12 protein-coding genes and 2 pseudogenes are annotated in these 12,795 nt (G+C 50.0%); 7 read left to right on the top strand and 7 right to left on the bottom strand.

The annotated features are described in order from the left end of the window. Nucleotides 1–9: 9 nt before the first annotated feature. From DET_RS03515 to DET_RS03530, 4 genes are read right to left on the bottom strand one after another with little or no spacing between them, the layout of a single operon-like run. On the bottom strand, nt 10–900 hold the full coding sequence (locus tag DET_RS03515) for a bifunctional 5,10-methylenetetrahydrofolate dehydrogenase/5,10-methenyltetrahydrofolate cyclohydrolase (protein WP_010936443.1): 891 nt from the start codon (nt 898–900) through the stop codon (nt 10–12). Beyond that, the gene (locus DET_RS03520) at nt 900–1,682 is read right to left on the bottom strand and encodes an AAA family ATPase (protein ID WP_010936444.1); all 783 of its coding nucleotides are present in this window, start codon (nt 1,680–1,682) and stop codon (nt 900–902) included. The genes DET_RS03515 and DET_RS03520 overlap by 1 nt, the downstream gene beginning before the upstream one ends. Beyond that, a complete protein-coding gene (locus DET_RS03525) occupies nt 1,679–3,601 on the bottom strand; it encodes an ASKHA domain-containing protein (protein ID WP_010936445.1) in 1,923 nt (640 codons plus the stop codon). Before DET_RS03525 ends, DET_RS03520 begins: the two co-directional genes overlap by 4 nt. Nucleotides 3,602–3,638: 37 nt before the next feature. Continuing rightward, a complete protein-coding gene (locus tag DET_RS03530; protein WP_010936446.1) occupies nt 3,639–5,432 on the bottom strand; it encodes a formate--tetrahydrofolate ligase in 1,794 nt (597 codons plus the stop codon). A gap of 129 nt (nt 5,433–5,561) precedes the next feature. Here DET_RS03530 and DET_RS03535 point away from each other — a divergent pair, with 129 nt between their 5' ends. From DET_RS03535 to DET_RS03555, 6 genes and pseudogenes are all read left to right on the top strand, one after another. After that, nucleotides 5,562–6,143: a hypothetical protein gene (locus tag DET_RS03535; RefSeq protein ID WP_010936447.1), complete on the top strand. Its 582-nt coding sequence runs from the start codon at nt 5,562–5,564 to the stop codon at nt 6,141–6,143. Further along, nucleotides 6,106–6,441, top strand: coding sequence for a hypothetical protein (locus DET_RS03540; RefSeq protein WP_041223348.1), 336 nt, complete (start codon nt 6,106–6,108; stop codon nt 6,439–6,441). The genes DET_RS03535 and DET_RS03540 overlap by 38 nt, the downstream gene beginning before the upstream one ends. 76 nt (nt 6,442–6,517) lie before the next feature. After that, nucleotides 6,518–6,913, top strand: a pseudogene (locus tag DET_RS08910) (OB-fold nucleic acid binding domain-containing protein); the annotation flags it as partial. Nucleotides 6,914–6,964: 51 nt separating this feature from the next. Further along, nucleotides 6,965–7,408: pseudogene (locus DET_RS08915) on the top strand (universal stress protein); the annotation flags it as partial. A 53-nt stretch (nt 7,409–7,461) separates the two neighbouring features. Further along, complete coding sequence (locus DET_RS03550) at nt 7,462–8,088, top strand: cyclase family protein (protein WP_010936416.1); 627 nt, start codon at nt 7,462–7,464, stop codon at nt 8,086–8,088. Nucleotides 8,089–8,092: 4 nt separating this feature from the next. Next, nucleotides 8,093–8,755 (top strand): ribulose-phosphate 3-epimerase, encoded by a 663-nt coding sequence (locus DET_RS03555; RefSeq protein WP_010936417.1) that lies wholly within the window; start codon nt 8,093–8,095, stop codon nt 8,753–8,755. On the opposite strand, the gene rpiB is transcribed toward DET_RS03555, so the two are convergent. Genes rpiB through DET_RS03570 form a run of 3 tightly spaced genes read right to left on the bottom strand, consistent with a single transcriptional unit; the run spans nt 8,752 to nt 11,763 of the window. Beyond that, nucleotides 8,752–9,210, bottom strand: coding sequence for a ribose 5-phosphate isomerase B (gene rpiB / locus DET_RS03560; RefSeq protein WP_010936418.1), 459 nt, complete (start codon nt 9,208–9,210; stop codon nt 8,752–8,754). The genes DET_RS03555 and rpiB overlap by 4 nt on opposite strands. Next, nucleotides 9,203–11,203, bottom strand: coding sequence for a transketolase (gene tkt / locus DET_RS03565; protein WP_010936419.1), 2,001 nt, complete (start codon nt 11,201–11,203; stop codon nt 9,203–9,205). The genes rpiB and tkt overlap by 8 nt, the downstream gene beginning before the upstream one ends. A 44-nt stretch (nt 11,204–11,247) precedes the next feature. Beyond that, nucleotides 11,248–11,763: a nitroreductase family protein gene (locus tag DET_RS03570; RefSeq protein WP_010936420.1), complete on the bottom strand. Its 516-nt coding sequence runs from the start codon at nt 11,761–11,763 to the stop codon at nt 11,248–11,250. Between the two features lie 126 nt (nt 11,764–11,889). Here DET_RS03570 and DET_RS03575 point away from each other — a divergent pair, with 126 nt between their 5' ends. Then, the gene (locus tag DET_RS03575) at nt 11,890–12,732 is read left to right on the top strand and encodes a class I SAM-dependent methyltransferase (RefSeq protein WP_010936421.1); all 843 of its coding nucleotides are present in this window, start codon (nt 11,890–11,892) and stop codon (nt 12,730–12,732) included. Nucleotides 12,733–12,795: the final 63 nt, after the last annotated feature.

The raw sequence follows: 12,795 nt of genomic DNA on the forward strand, positions 1-12,795 counted from the left end.
AGTATTTGTCTATTTTACCAGACCGGCAGCCCTTTTGGCGGCGGTCAGGGTATTTAGCATAAGCATAATAATAGTCATAGGACCTACACCTTTGGGTACGGGGGTAATGGCAAAGGCCTTTTCCTTGACGGCTTCAAAATCAACATCACCGGAAAGTATCCGCTTGCCTTCGGGTGTGTAGCCTATACAGGTTGTGCCTACATCTATCACCACCGCGCCCTGCCTGACCATATCTGCGGTGATAAATTTGGGCTTGCCCATGGCGGATACCAGTATATCTGCCTGCGAAGTTATCAGCGGCAGGTTTTTAGTGCCGCTGTGGCAGATAGTGACTGTGGCGTTTGCCCCCGGGGCTTTTTGGAGCAGAATATTGGCCAGCGGTTTGCCGACCAGATTGCTCCGCCCCACTATAACTACATGGGTGCCCTCTATCTTTATGCCCGAACGGATTAAGAGTTCCTGAACGCCGTGGGGGGTGCAGGGCAAAAAGCAGGGTTCACCCAGGCACATTCTGCCTACGTTTACCGGGTGGAAACCGTCTACATCTTTATCCGGATTTATGGCATTTAAGACCAGATTTTCCGAAATCTGGACGGGCAGGGGTACCTGTACCAGAATACCGCTTATTTTGGGGTCTGCATTCAGCCTGGCTATCAGGGTCAGCAAATCCTCATTGGTGGCACTCTGTGGCAGCGGGTGATGCTCTGAATATATACCCAGATTCTGGCACATTTTTATTTTGGAGTCTACATAAGAGTGCGAAGCAGGGTCATCTCCCACCAGTACGGTGGCCAGACCGGGTACTATGCCGTGCTTGGCTTTAAGTGCAGTTACTTCACTGCGTATTTCTTCGCGGATGGCGGCGGCTATTTCTGTGCCGTTTATAATATGTGCGCTCATTATTCTGATACCTCTGTACGGTTTTTAATGCCAAGCCGGGTTGAAAGTATTTTGGCCACTGCCTGCACTGCCGGAGAGTTGTCAGGCAATTTAAGCAGGGGGGTTTGCTTCAGGTCAAATTCACGTATCATTTCATCTGCCGGCACGGTATCTGTATAGGCTATGCCCAGTTTATTAATCTCTGCTTCCAGACGCGGGTCAAGCGTTCCGGTGACCATGTTTATAATAACAGAAATCTGGCTGACATTAAGTTTCATTTCATCTACCAGCTGGCGTATCCGCCCCAGTGTCCGCACCCCTTTGACCGAGTGGTCAGATACTATAAAAAGGTGGTCTACATTCTGGGTGGTGCGGCGGGACAGGTGTTCCATACCGGCCTCGTTATCCATAACCACATAGCGGTAGTTCTGGCTGAGCTTGTCTATATAACTGCGCAGGATGCTGTTAGGGTAGCAGTAACAGCCATCACCTTCGCCCCGGCCCATGCTTATCATATCCAGCCCTGTGCTTTCCGCCAGAGTGGTATTCAGCTGATATTCCAGATAAGCTTCTTTGGTCATGCCGGGCGGCAGGTTTAATTTTACATTGTTAAAGCTGGCTATCAGCCCGCCCACAGTCTGCGGCACGTCTAAACCCAGGCTTTCCCCCAGATTGGCGTTGGCATCAGCATCTACCGCCAGCACCGGGGTGAGAGAGTTTTTTAAAAGCTGGCGTATAATCAGACTGGAAACGGATGTTTTGCCTACCCCGCCCTTGCCTGCCAGTGCAATAGTATAGGTCAAGTATTGCCTCCGTTAAATTTACTTAAAGCGGCATATACCTCAGGGAAATCACTGGATTTGGTATGAGGCAGGAACATGGCCGCCATATAGTTATCCATAAAGCTGGTGCTTTCAGACAGCTCTACATTGGTCATCATTTTGGCGGCGGCAGCGGCCTGTGTTTGGGCATTGGCATCAAAAGCACACAACCTGGCACCCGCCAAAGAGCCGTTGCCTACAAAAATGAAACGTTCTTCGGGAAGTTCGGGCAGCAAGCCTATATTGATAGCTTTTTTAATATTCAGTTTGGCCCCGAAAGTCCCGGCAATAATCACCTTTTCAAGGTTGTCAAAACCGGCGCCAGCACTTTCCAGCAGTGTCTGGTAACCGGCATACATGGCAGCCTTGGCCCGGATAAGGTTGTCTATATCTACCTCTGAAAGGGTTATATTCTGTCCCTGCCCGAATTCGCGGCCAAAGGCCAGTACATATTCGCAGCCGTCAGCACCTTTGCGAAGGCGGTTGGTTTTAATATTTGAGTTATATTTGCCGTTTTGCCCCAGCAGGCCGCATTTGAGCAGGGCGGATACCGTATTTATAAGACCTGCACCGCAGATGCCCTTGGGACTGCCGCCGCCTATAATGCTAAGTTTGGGTTCAAAATTTTGGGTATCCAGTTCAATATCTTCTACCGCCCCCGGTTTGGCCAGCATGCCGTTTTTTATGCCGCCGCCCTCAAAAGCCGGCCCGGCAGAGCAGGAAGCAGTTAACATAAAGTCTTTGTTACCAACTACTATTTCCCCGTTGGTGCCAATATCTATATACAGCACCAAACCTTCCCGGCGGGGGATATTGGTGCTTATTACTCCGGCCACTATATCACCGCCCACGTAGCTGGCAACACAGGGCAGGGTGTATATATATGCCTGCGGGCAGATGCTCAGATTTATATGGCGGGCAGGTATCAGCGGCAGCTCATTTGCCGCGGGTACGTACGGGGCAAGCCTGAGGTGTTTGGGGTCAAGCCCGTAAAGCAGCTGGGTAATGGTGGTATTGGCGGCTATGGTTGCAAACGAAATATCCTCCGCGGTAAGTCCGTATTCGGAAAGCATGGCGTTACCCAGATTGTTAAGGGTGTTTACTACTGCCCGCTGAAGCTGAATAAGACCGCCCTCTCTGGCAGCATAGTTTATCCGGCTGATAACGTCTTCCCCGAAGGGTATCTGACCGTTATATTCGGTTGCCTGTGCCAGCACCTTAGATTCGGTAAACTCCACTAGCTGTCCGCGGACACCGGTAGTGCCTATATCAAAAGCAAAAGCGTATGTTGCCTTAGTCTGGTCTCCCGGTTGGATATTTATTATCTTTTCCCCGCCGGGGGTTTTAAGCAAACTCACACTTACTTCCCAGTTATTTTCCCGCAGGGTTTCGGAAAGACCCGAAAGCAGGTGATAATCTATATCCGGCTCTGCCGGACACACAGGTTTAAGAAAACGTTTTAATCTGGCAAGGTCACTTGCGTTATCCGTACCGGACGGGGGGGTAAGTTTCAGAAAAACCTTTCGGAGAGGCAAAACGGCTTTATTTTCAGCAGGTTCAGGCTGGCTTTGCAGGGTGCAGCTTATAGTATCACCGCTTAGGGCGGTATCAAAACGTGATTCGGCCAGAATCTCCACTGTTACGTTTGATATAAGACGGCTCTGGCAGGCCAGCCGTATTCCCTGGGCAAACTCTTCAGCGCTTATCTGGAGGTGGTCTTCGCACTCCAGTTCGCCTTCCACCAGTTTTATACGGCAGCGTCCGCATACGCCTTCGCCCCCGCAGGAGGCACATAGCCCTGTTCCGGCGGCAATAGCCAAATCAAGCAGGCTGTCCCCCTTCTGGCCATTTATAATTTTATGGCCGGGCTCAAAGCAGACGCTAAATTTCTTCTCGGTCATCTTACTATTTTATCAGCTTTAAACAGATTAGACCAATTTAGAACAGGCCCTTAACCTTGCCGGTGTGAGTATCTATATCTATCCGCCTGAAATTGGGGTCAGACGAAGTACCGGGCATAAGTTTGATATCCCCCGCCACCGGCACTACCAGGCCTGCCCCCATATAGGTGAGTATATCACGTATAGGCAGGGTAAAGCCGCCGGGGCGTCCTTTAAGTGCGGGGTCATGCGAGAGGCTGAGGTGGGTTTTGACCATACAGCTGGGCATAAACTGGGTGTTGCCCGTGTTTTCCAGGCGGGCAAGTTTTTCCAAGGCTGTCTGGGTGTAGGAAACGCCGTCTGCCCCGTAAACCTTACGGGCAATGGTATAAATCCGTTCCCTCAGCGGCATATCTTCGGGGTAAAGGAAGTGAAAGTCATTAGGTTCGTTACAGGCATCTATCACTGCTTCGGCCAGTTCGGCTGCCCCTTCACCGCCGTTTGCCCAGTGATAGGAAACAGCTACTCTGGCACCTGCCTGCTCGGCTGTGCGGCGGATAATATCTATTTCCTGAGCTGTGTCTGCGGCAAAGTGGTTTATGCAGACCACCGGGTTTATGCCTGCCGTTTTTACGGTCTGGATGTGGGCAAGCATATTCTGGCAGCCCTTTTCCACCAGCGCCGCATTGGGAGTGGTATAGGCAGGGTCAAGGGGGGCGCCGGGAGTTACTTTGGGCCCGCCGCCGTGCATCTTTAAAGCCCTGACCGTAGCCACAATAACTGCACAATCCGGTTTTAAGCCGCTTAAGCGGCACTTTATATTCCAGAACTTTTCAAAACCGATATCCGCCCCGAAACCGCTTTCGGTCACATGGTAATCAGCCAGTTTAAGTGCCAGCCGGTCAGCCACAATAGATGACTGCCCGATAGCAATATTGGCAAAAGGCCCGGCATGGACAAACACCGGCTGGCCTTCTATAGTTTGAAGCAGGTTCGGGTTTACCGCCCGAAGGAGCAGGGCGGTCATGGCGCCGTCTACCTCAAGGTCTGCGGTGGTAACCGGTTCGCCGTTTTGACGGTAGGCTACAATTATCTTGCTCATGCGTTCCCGCAGGTCTGCCAAGCCGGTAAAAACCGAAAGTATGGCCATCACCTCGGAGCTTACGGATATGCCGAAGCCGGAGTGCATCTGGTAGCCGTCTGTTTTACCGCCTATACCCATTATGATTTCCCTGAGGGACTGGGCGCAAAAGTCTATTGCCCATTTCAGTTCCACTCTGGCAGGGTCTATATCCAGCCGTTTTAAACTGCGGCTGGACAGAAATTCATCTGTATTATTCGCTTCGTGCTGAATCCTGGCCTGAAGGGCGACCATGGCCAGATTGTGGGAATTGGTAACAGCATCTATATCCCCGGTCAGCCCCAGAGTAAAGGGTGAAAGCGGCAGGCACTGGGAGCGTCCTCCCCCGGCTGCCGAGCCTTTTATATTAAAGGTGGGGCCGCTGGAAGGCTGGCGGATTGCTCCGGTTACTTTCTTGCCCAGATTTCCCAGCCCCTGCACCAGCCCCATAGTGGTGGTGCTTTTACCTTCACCCAGCGGGGTGGGGGTAATGGCGGTTACATCTATATACTTGCCGTTTGGTCTGTCTTTCAGGCGGGTAAGTACCCCGGCAAAATCCACTTTGGCAACATATTTGCCGTGGGGGATTATTTCATCTTCGGTCAGGCCCAGTTCCTCGGCCAGCATTTTTGACGGTTTCAGGAATTCTTCGGCCTTTTCGGCTATTTCCCAGTCTTTCATCAGGCCGGGGTCAAGGTCTTTTAAGTGTGATTTGCGGTTATTTATAGTCAAAATACTCCCCGTAAAATCTTTAAAAGGTACTGAACCCAGTATATCAGACAGCCCCTTTTTTGCAATGATTTAAGTATAGAAAATGGTAATACGAAAGGCTTTTCCTGCCGGTTCTGGTATAATAAAAAAATGCACGAACTATTGCCCTTTTACGGCAAACGCCAGAAGTCATTTCTGAAGTGGTATATGCGTCTGGCATCACTCAGCCGCTGGCCGCTTGCAGGCGGTCTGGTAAAGAAATATGCCAACCATTATGCCCGCAAACAGCATGGCGGGTATTTGCTGAATCTGTCCGAAGCCAAAGAGATACTGGACATGTCCGAAAATATTTATCTCGGCCCGTGCAGCTGCCGTGAGGTTTTTAAAAACTGTGATGCCCCGGTTATGGCGGAGATTATAATAGGGGCGGGCGGGCATGTCTACCGGGATACACTTGGAAAGTTTAAGCCCATCAGCCGTGAGCAGGCACTGGAGGTTATTATATCCTGCCAGCAGGCCGGGCTGATGACCACCCTGGTACACTGCAAAGAGCATTTTTATTCTATCTGCAACTGCTGCCGCTGCTGCTGTGTGCCGTACCGTCTAAAGCACCAGTACGGCATAGAGTTTGCCTTGGTAAGGGATAAAAATATTGTTAACCGTTTTGCACAGTTTCTAAAGGAGGAAGGCCTGCATGGAGTACCGGAAAATATACAGCCGCCTAAAACCTGAGCTTCTTTTTGATACCCTTAAAGACTTAATTACCAAACATGGCGGGCATCTGGAAAGTGCCAGCAGTGACAATTACTCTGTAACCGACTCTTCTTCAGATTTCATTTTCAAAGGAACTATGGTCTTCAGCCGGGTGAAAAACAGCTCTGCTGCCTGTGCCAGTGTGTATGTAATGGGGTCTGAACGTAAGGACAGCCGGGTAATACTGGATATAGAGCCGGGTGCTTTCGGCGAGGCGGCTGTAAAATGCCTGCTGGATGAGGTGGATTTTTTGCTGGGCGAATACGAAAAAAAATAGCTTTCAGCGTTTGAACAAACACAATGTATAGGATATAATCTTTTCTAATTGTCTTGACTAAATTTAGAAGGTGCGCATGCTTAAAACTCATAGCTGTGCCTTAACTCAGGAAAATATTGGCACTGAAGTTACTCTGGCAGGTTGGGTACACCGCCGCCGAGACCATGGCGGGGTTATATTTATTGACCTTCGTGACCGGGAAGGCATTGTTCAGGTGGTATTTAACCCCGAACAGTCCGCTGCCTGTCTGGATATCGGTAAAGAACTGCGGAGTGAATATGTCCTGCAGGTAAAAGGCATTAAATCCAGCGGAAAAATGTTTTGCGGTGAACTGCTGCCGCTCATTTTGAAGTGTATAAGGGATAATGATATTGACCTGCTGTGTGTGGCTTCTCATGGATATACCGGTATTAAGAAAATGGTACTGGGCAGCGTTTCCGAAAAGCTTATTAAATCTACCAATCTGCCGGTTTTGCTGGTAAAAGATGGGTACGACGCAGACAAGGCAGCTTTCGGGAATATTTTATTGCCACTGGATGGCTCTCTTTTTTCAGAGGCTTGTCTGAAGCAGGTATCAGTTCTGGCCCGTGATTTTAAAAGCAAACTTACCCTGCTGGTGGTTATTCAGCCCCCCTGCATACCCTCAGATCGTTCCCCCAGTATTCAACCCAGCTGGGATGAATACTATCAGGCGCTTCTGGAGGAGCTTAAACAACAGGCGCAGGCCTATCTGGAGCGGCTTACCGGCGAATTGCGGGAAAATGGAATTGAAACTGAATTCCGTATGGAAGTTTCAGATAATATTCCTGAAACTATTTTGAGTACCGCCGAAGATATAAATGCCTCTCTTATTTCATTTACCACCCATAACCGCTCCGGAATAGAGAAATGGTATTATGGAAGTGTGGCAGCCGGTTTGATTGAAAATTCCCCGCGCCCCATGCTGTTATGGCGGAACAGCATTTAAACTTTGCTTGACACTTGCCTTTACTCCTTCCTACAATTAGACAAGAAAAAGGCATGAAAAAGATTTATGACTTAAGCCCCGAAATACGCCCTGAAATGATTAGCTGGCCGGGTGATGGCCCTCCGCAGATAAAGCTTTTGCATAGTATCAGGGGTGGTTTTCCCACCAACCTCGGTCAGCTTACCATGACATTACATAACGGCAGCCATATTGATGCCCCCCTCCATTTTTTTGAAGATGGCGATGGGGTGGGTGAGATACCCCTTGAGATACTTATTGGCAATGTCCGTGTTTTGTGCTTTAGCGGGGTGAAAACTATAACCCGTGATATGCTTGAGCAGGCTGAACTAAGGGGGGTAACCCGGCTTATACTGGCTACGGATAATGAAACCCTTTGGGATAAGCCTGATTTTGACCGGAACTATACTTATATAGACATCGGGGCTGCCCGTTATCTGACCGAGATAGGTATACGCCTGCTGGGTATAGATTACCTTTCGGTAGAGGATTTTGAAGAGACTCAGGGAGTGCACAAGCACCTTTTAAGCCGTGGGGTAGTTATATTGGAAAGTCTGCAGCTTGCAGGTGTGGCTGAAGGGGATTATGAGCTTTTTTGCCTGCCCTTGAAACTGGGTAAAGTAGACGGTGCCCCCGCCAGAGTAATATTAATAGAGAGATAACAGTTTGAAAGACGTAAAGATAGTGCCGGCTGTACTTACCGATGACCCTGCGGCCTTTGAGTGTATGCTAAACCAGCTGGAGAGTTTTGCTCCTTCTGCCCAGATAGATATTATGGACGGGCAGTTTGTGCCTTCGCTAAGCATCCCACCTGAAGTACTGGGCAGATACAAGCCCCGTTTTGCCTCTGAAATACACCTGATGACCCTTAATCCAGAAGAATACCTTACCTATTGCAAGCAGCACGGCGCTTTCAGGGTAATATTCCATTTTGAAGCAACAACCCGCCCCGAATATGTTATCAGCAGGATAAAGGAATTGGGTTTTCAAGCAGGGCTGGCGGTGAACCCTGAAACACCTGTTTCAGATTTTGCTTATCTGGTGCCGCAGCTGGACATGGTGCTTTTTATGTCGGTTATTCCCGGTTTTTACGGCGCGCCGTTTATACCTGAGGTGCTCCTGAAGGTAAAAGAGTTTAAACGCCGTTTTCCCGAAACTGAAATAGGTCTGGACGGCGGTGCTAAAGAGGGCAACATACCTGAGATTGTGGCGGCCGGGGTAAATGATATATGCGTGGGAAGTGCTATCTTCCGGCAAACTGACCCTAAGTCAAGCTACCTGTATTTGGATAAACTGGCTAAAAATGCCTCCAAAGAAGCGGGTATTTAGCCCTCTTTTTCAGCCTGAAGCAGCTTTTCCAGGCGGCGTTTGTGCCGTTCTTCGCCGGTAAAGCGGGCATTTAAAAAGGCCGTAATAATCTCTTTGGCTACTTCAATGCCTATTACCCTGGCCCCTAAACAAAGCACGTTCATATCATCATGCTCCACCCCCTGGTGGGCGGAGTAAACATCGTGGCAGAGGCCGGCCCTGACGCCTTTGATTTTATTGGCGGTGATACAGGCGCCCACCCCGCTGCCGCAGATGATAATGCCGCGGTCTGTCTGCCCGCAGGCAACCTTTCGGGCCACCGCTAAAGCAAAATCAGGATAGTCATCAGCACTATCATAGGTACATGCCCCCAAATCCAGCACCTTTATCCCCAATTGATTTAAAAAGGGTAAGAGGTCTGTTTTCAGGCCGTAACCGCCGTGGTCTGCCCCGATGGCAACAGAGATATTACTCATCTTCATTCTCCAAAAGCTTTAAAGCCTTTTCAGCCATATTTTCCGGGGTTAGCCCAAAGTGTTGGTAAAGCACAGGCGCCGGGGCTGATGCCCCGAAATGGTCAATGGAAATAATATCACCGTTTGCGCCCAAATATTTGCACCATCCCTGTGCACTGCCGGCTTCTATTATTACCCGCGGCAGGGAAGCGGGCAAGATGCTCTGGCGGTAGGTCCGGGGTTGGGCCTCAAAAAGCTGCCACGAAGGGAAGGATACTACCCTTGACGAGACGCCTTTATTTTTAAGTATTTCAGCCGCCTGAACGGCTATGCTTACTTCTGAGCCGCTGGCTACCAGGGCAACCTGCGGGCGGGAATCTGTTTCTGCCAGTATATATGCCCCTTTGGCCAAGTTTACGGAATTTGCCTGTGAGTTATCTAAGAGAGGCAGTTTCTGGCGGGAGAGGGCAATGGCGGTCGGGCCGTCCTTGCGGAGTATGGCCGTTTTCCATGCCTGGGCTGTTTCATACGAATCTGCCGGGCGGATAGTAACCAGACCGGGCACCGAACGTAAACCGGCCAGCTGTTCAATAGGCTGGTGGGTAGGGCCGTCCTCTCCCAGACCGATAGAGTCATGGGTAAAAATATAAATAACCCTTTGACCCATAAGGGATGCCAGCCTTACCGCCGGACGCATGTAATCATAAAATATAAGGAAAGTGGCAACATAAGGTATAATCCCGCCGTGGAGAGCCAGCCCGTTGGCTATTGCTCCCATGGCGTGTTCACGTACGCCGAAATGGATATTCCGCCCCTCATAATGCGGCGGTTCATATTCGCCGCCGTCTTTGATAACAGTTTTGTTAGACGGGCTGAGGTCTGCCGAACCGCCCATAAGGGCTGGCAGGCGGGAAGCCAGTGTATTTATAATCAAACCGGAAGCCTCGCGGCTGGCCATAGCCTTGTCAAAAAGTTTATCCAGCTCATTATCCCAGTTGTCTGGCAGCTTACCAGAAAGCCTGTCCTGCAAAAGGGCGGCTTTTTCGGGATAACGGCTTGAATAGTAGTCCAGCTTGGATTGCCAAACCTGCTGGGCTGTTTTGCCTTTATCCAGTGCCATGCGGAATTCCGCCAGAGCTTCAGGCGGTATTACAAAAGGCTCGTAATCCCACCCTAAAGATTTGCGGCTTTTGGCCACTTCGTCTGTTCCCAGCGGCTCACCATGGGCAGAGGCCTTGCCGGCCTTGTTCGGGCTGCCAAAACCGATAACTGTTTTACAGATAATCAGGCTGGGGCGGGCGGAATCTGACTGGGCTTCTTTGATAGCCCCTGAAACTGCCTCAGGGTTAAGCCCGTCTACCGGGCCAATTACCTGCCAGCCGTAACTTTCAAAACGCAGAGCCGTATTTTCGGTAAAAGCCAGCTCTGTTGAACCTTCAATAGATATTTCATTATCGTCATACAGGTAAATCAGCTTACCCAGTGCCAAATGCCCCGCCAAAGAGGCGGCTTCCGAGGCTACGCCCTCCATCAAATCCCCGTCAGAGACTATGCCGTAGGTATAATGGTCTATTATTTTGCAATCCGGCTGGTTAAAAACCGCGGCCAGATGGGCTTCGGCCATAGCCATACCCACACCGCTGGCAAAACCCTGCCCAAGCGGGCCGGTAGTCATCTCAACGCCGGGGGTCAGGCCGTATTCCGGGTGCCCCGGGGTTTTACTGCCCCACTGGCGGAAATTTTTAAGCTCATCCAGCGGCAAATCATAACCGGTAAGGTGGAGAAGTGAGTAAAGCAAGGCTGAGGCATGGCCGGCAGAAAGTATGAAACGGTCACGGTTAGGCCAGGCCGGGTCTTGGGGGTTATGCTTGAGGAAATTTTGCCACAGGGCATAGGCCATAGCGGCCATACCCATAGGTGCTCCGGGATGCCCCGAATTTGCCTTCTGAACGGCGTCTACCGCAAGAAAGCGCAGGGCATTTATACATAAACTATCTGATTTTGTATTTGACATGGCGTTTAATTTTAACGTTTAGCGGGCTCTTTTTCAAATCTGGTCTAAACCTGCCAGCCATTTTTGTGTATATGGCTTTCCAAATATCGCCCGGCCGGAGGTTTTACCTCCCCCTTCTTGCCAATGGCTATAAGGCTAAGCGGAGAGATATTGGCCGGAAGGTTTAAAAGCTGTGAGATGCCCTTTTTCCGTTCCTCACGGGGGTGCAGCCCCAGCCAGCAGGCACCTAAGCCCAAAGCCTCGGCCGCCAGCAGGATATTCTGGCTGGCGGCAGCGCAGTCCTGTATCCAGTAACCGGGTTTGGTTTCGGCGCTTGTATCTGCACAGACCATAATAGCCATGGGGGCTTCTTTCAGCATTTTAGAGTAGGGGTGAATGTCGGGTATTTTATCAAGTATGCGGCGTTCATCTATAACTACAAAATGCCAGACTTGCTGGTTTCCGGCGGAAGGGGCGGCCATGCCTGCCCTCAAAAGGGTATCCAGTTCGGAGGGGCTTACATCTCCGTTTTGATAGTGGCGGGTGCTTCGGCGGCTGAATATTGCTTCAAGTGTGTCCATTTCATACTCCTTGACGAATACTGTTATCTCTTTATATCATATCGTATTATGATCTGCTAAATACTTCCCGAATGTCAGGGGCTTAAGTGCCCGGTTTTCCATTTTTTAAAATAAAAGGGGAAGTTTGTGTTTAAAAAACTGGCAGATATAAATAATAAGCCTGAGTTATATCAGCAGTACAGTGCGCCTGTACTCTGGAATGACCCTCATATCTCCTCCCGTATGCTGGAGTTTCACCTCAACCCGGATATTGAGCCTGCATCACGCAAAGCAGTCTTCATTGAAAAATCTGCCCGCTGGATAGCAGAATATTTTGGTTTGGGTGACGGCAAGCGGGTCTGTGATTTCGGTTGCGGGCCGGGGCTTTATACCAGCCATTTGGCGGCTGCGGGTGCAGATGTGACCGGTATAGATTTTTCAAGCCGCTCTATAGCTTATGCCCGTGAATCCGCATCTGCCCATAATCTGGATATCCATTATATAGAGCAAAACTATCTGGAGTTTGCTGCCCCGAAGAAGTTTGACCTGATAACTCTTATCTACTGTGATTACTGCGCGCTCAGCCCGGCCCAGCGTTGCCGGCTTCTTTCGGTCTGGCGGAAATGCCTGAAAGATGGCGGGCAGATATTGCTGGATGTATTTTCTCTTTCAGCTTACGAAGGGCGGGCGGAAAGTGCAGCTTACGGACACCGCTTGATGGACGGCTTCTGGTCAGGCCATGATTATTTCGGCTTTGTTAACACTTTTAAATATCCGCTCGAAAAAGTAGTGCTGGATAAATACACTATTATAGAGGCGGATAGGGAGTGGCAGGTCTTCAACTGGCTGAAGTATTTTTCTGCCGCAGAGCTGAAAGACGAGTTAGCCGAAAACGGGTTTGAGGTAACAGGTGTATTTTCAGATGTTGCCGGGAAGGTTTACTGCGAAACTTCACCTGAAATTGCCGTAGTTGCCCGCAAGAAAAACTAACTTATTAGCTAGGATACTGGTTTTAACAGCCGCAGTTTTTGAGTCTGCGGCTGTTTTATTGAT

The organism is Dehalococcoides mccartyi 195 (genome assembly GCF_000011905.1).
GTDB lineage: Bacteria > Chloroflexota > Dehalococcoidia > Dehalococcoidales > Dehalococcoidaceae > Dehalococcoides > Dehalococcoides mccartyi.

What these genes read in the sequence shown, in the direction of transcription:
- rpiB (WP_010936418.1), bottom strand. Translation starts at nt 9,210, where the DNA reads ATGAGTAATATCTCTGTTGCCATCGGGGCAGACCACGGCGGTTACGGC.
- DET_RS03570 (WP_010936420.1), bottom strand. Translation starts at nt 11,763, where the DNA reads ATGGACACACTTGAAGCAATATTCAGCCGCCGAAGCACCCGCCACTAT.
- DET_RS03535 (WP_010936447.1), top strand. Translation starts at nt 5,562, where the DNA reads ATGCACGAACTATTGCCCTTTTACGGCAAACGCCAGAAGTCATTTCTG.
- DET_RS03540 (WP_041223348.1), top strand. Translation starts at nt 6,106, where the DNA reads ATGGAGTACCGGAAAATATACAGCCGCCTAAAACCTGAGCTTCTTTTT.
- tkt (WP_010936419.1), bottom strand. Translation starts at nt 11,203, where the DNA reads ATGTCAAATACAAAATCAGATAGTTTATGTATAAATGCCCTGCGCTTT.
- DET_RS03525 (WP_010936445.1), bottom strand. Translation starts at nt 3,601, where the DNA reads ATGACCGAGAAGAAATTTAGCGTCTGCTTTGAGCCCGGCCATAAAATT.
- DET_RS03550 (WP_010936416.1), top strand. Translation starts at nt 7,462, where the DNA reads ATGAAAAAGATTTATGACTTAAGCCCCGAAATACGCCCTGAAATGATT.
- DET_RS03515 (WP_010936443.1), bottom strand. Translation starts at nt 900, where the DNA reads ATGAGCGCACATATTATAAACGGCACAGAAATAGCCGCCGCCATCCGC.